Source organism: Terrabacter sp. P5_B1, from assembly GCF_056400505.1.
In genome coordinates this window covers 1-2879 of the sequence record NZ_JBFULD010000434.1, presented here as the reverse complement: position 1 = coordinate 2879, position 2879 = coordinate 1, and the positions used below count along the sequence as shown (strand labels likewise).

The 2879-nt window shown below is 73.1% G+C and carries 3 protein-coding genes; 2 read left to right on the top strand and 1 reads right to left on the bottom strand.

The genetic code is table 11. From position 1 onward, the window contains the following. Nucleotides 1-986, bottom strand: a 986-nt coding sequence (locus AC1DP0_RS20470; RefSeq protein ID WP_478088151.1) for a helicase domain-containing protein, incomplete at its 3' end; no start/stop codon positions are given. 146 nt (nt 987-1132) lie between these two features. Here AC1DP0_RS20470 and AC1DP0_RS20465 point away from each other — a divergent pair. Together AC1DP0_RS20465 and purD are read left to right on the top strand one after the other, a co-directional pair. Further along, complete coding sequence (locus tag AC1DP0_RS20465) at nt 1133-1753, top strand: GNAT family N-acetyltransferase (protein ID WP_478088149.1); 621 nt, start codon at nt 1133-1135, stop codon at nt 1751-1753. A gap of 10 nt (nt 1754-1763) precedes the next feature. Then, nucleotides 1764-2879: phosphoribosylamine--glycine ligase (gene purD, locus AC1DP0_RS20460; protein WP_478088147.1), on the top strand; the 1116-nt coding region annotated here is incomplete at its 3' end.

The following is a 2879-nucleotide window of genomic DNA, read 5'->3' as shown; positions in this document are numbered from 1 at the left end:
CGCTCGGTGTGCACGACGTCGAGGACGTCGCCGAGGGCGCGCAGGATGACGCTCTCCTCGCCGAGCGACGGGAGCACCCGCTCGATGTATGCCGTGTAGGCACCCGACGGGCCGACGACGAGGATGCCGCCCGACTCGAACCGCCGCCGGTCGGAGTAGAGCAGGTAGGCCGCGCGGTGCAGCGCGACGACGGTCTTGCCGGTGCCCGGGCCGCCCGTGATCTCGGTGATGCCGCGCGCGCTGGCGCGGATCGCCTCGTCCTGGTGGGCCTGGATCGTGGCGACGATGTCACGCATGCGACCGCCGCGGCTGCGGGTCAGGGCCGCCATGAGGGCGCCGTCGCCGACGACGACGAGGTCGTCCGGGGCCTCCGGGACCATGAGGTCGTCCTCGATGCCGATGACGGTGGTGCCCTTGCTGCGCAGGACGCGACGGCGGAGCACGCCCATCGGCTGGGTCGGCGTCGCCCGGTAGAAGGCGGACGCCGCCGGTGCGCGCCAGTCGATGACGAGCGGCTCGTAGTCGTCGTCGCGGACGCCGAGGCGCCCGATGTAGCGAACCTCGCGGTCGCCGCCGGCGCCGTCCCCGCCGTCCCCGGCAGCGCTGCCGGCGCCGCCAGTCGCCTCGGACGGCGGGCGCTGGCCGTTGCCGTGGCTGTTGCCGTGACCGTTGCTGTGGATGGCCGCGGCGCGCAGCATGGCGTGGTCGATGTCGAGGCGGCCGAAGACGAGCCCCTCGTACTGGGTGTCGAGCGCGGTGCGTCGCTTCGCGGCGTGGAACATCAGCGCGTCACGCTCGAAGAGGGCGGCCCCCTCGGCGTCGCCGACCTCGACCTGACGGCCGAACTGGCTGCGGGCGAGGCCCTCGGCCTGGACGCTGTCGGCGCGCACGCCGGCCTTCTCCAGCTCCTCGTGGACACGGTCCACATGCGCCTGTTCGACGGCAATCTCGCGGGCCAGCTCGTCGGGCATGCTCTTGGTCGACACGGGTGAGACGTCGCGCGAACCGGGCGCGCTGCTCCGCTGTGACGATGCGTTCGAAGTGCTCACTGACATCCAAGGACTCTGAGGGACGCCTCGGGCGGCGCGGGAACCATCAAGTCTACTGTCCCTTCATGCCCACAAAGGCCTGTATGCCGCCAACTGGCGTGCCGCTCGTCGGACGGTTCGTCCGGCTCGACGTGACGACGGCCGCGGACGCCGCCGGACTCTTCGCCATCTACTCCGACCCCCGCTGCTACGAACAGGGTTTCGCGATGATGCAGCCCCACCGGACGGTGGCCGACACCGAAGCGCTCGTCGCGGCCGCGGCGGAGGCCCGCGGCACCGACGGGACGGGCCGGACGGCATACACGATCAGGCTCGTCGCCGACGGCGACCTCGGCCCGGCGGGCACGATCGTCGGCTCGAGCTCGCTCGGTGACGTCGACACCGGACGCGAGCACGTGCACCTGGGGTGGACGATGTACGGCTCGCGCTGGTGGGGCACGCAGGTCAACCCGGAGAGCAAGCTCCTGCTCCTCGAGCACGCCTTCGAGACGTGCGGTTTCGGGCGGGTGAAGATCCAGACCGACGTCATCAACGCCCGGTCGCGGGCAGCCATCCTCAAGCTGGGGGCGGTCTTCGAGGGCGTCACCCGTCGCGACGTGCGCCGGCCCGACGGCACCTGGCGGGACAGCGCGGTGCACTCGATCCTCGTCGACGAGTGGCCCACGGTCCGGGCAGGCCTGCTGGCTCGCCTGGGCGCACCCTAGGCTGGGCGCCGTGAAGGTCCTCGTGCTCGGCTCAGGCGCCCGTGAACACGCTCTCGTCAAGGCCGTCGCGGCCGATCCCGAGGTCGACGCGGTCATCGCCGCGCCGGGCAACCCGGGCATCGACGTCACCGCCCTCTGCGTCCCCGTCGACATCCTCGATGGGGACGCGGTCGCCGCCGTCGCGCGCGAGCACGGGGTCGACCTCGTCGTCGTGGGCCCCGAGGCACCGCTCGTCGCAGGCGTYGCCGACGTATGCCGTGAGGCCGGGTTCGCCGTCTTCGGGCCGTCGGCAGAGGCGGCCCGTCTCGAGGGGAGCAAGTCCTTCGCCAAGGAGGTCATGGCCGCTGCCGACGTGCCGACCGCCCTGGCCCACGTGTGCACGACGATGGAGCAGGTCGAGGCGGCCGTCGACGCCCTCGGCGCCCCGCACGTCGTCAAGGACGACGGGCTCGCCGCGGGCAAGGGCGTCGTCGTCACCGACTCGCGCGAGGTCGCCGTCGAGCACGCCCGTGCCTGTCTCGCCAAGCCCGACGGCCGGCTCGTCGTCGAGGAGTTCCTCGACGGGCCGGAGGTGTCGGTCTTCTGCATCAGCGACGGCGAGACCGTCGTCGCGCTCGCACCCGCGCAGGACTTCAAGCGCGTCGGTGACGACGACGCCGGCCCCAACACCGGTGGGATGGGCGCCTACTCTCCGCTGGACTGGGCGCCGGCCGGGCTGACCGACGAGATCGTCCGGCGCGTGGCGCAGCCGACCATCGACGTGATGCGCCGCCGTGGCACGCCCTTCGTCGGCGTCCTCTACGTCGGCCTCGCCCTCACCCGTCGCGGCCCGCGGGTGATCGAGTTCAACGCGCGCTTCGGCGACCCTGACGGCCAGGCGTCGCTCGCCCGGCTCGAGACGCCCTTCGCCCAGCTGCTCCTCGCTGCCGCCACCGGTGGCCTCGCCGACTTCGGCCGGCTCCGCTGGTCCGCTGACCACGCCGTCGTCGTGGTCGTCGCCTCGGCCGGCTACCCCGCTGCCCCGCGCGCCGGGGACCACATCACGGGACTCGACGCCGCGGCCGAGGTGCCGGGCGTCGTCGTGCTCCACGCCGGCACCGCCCTCGACGGCGACGGGGTGCTCGTC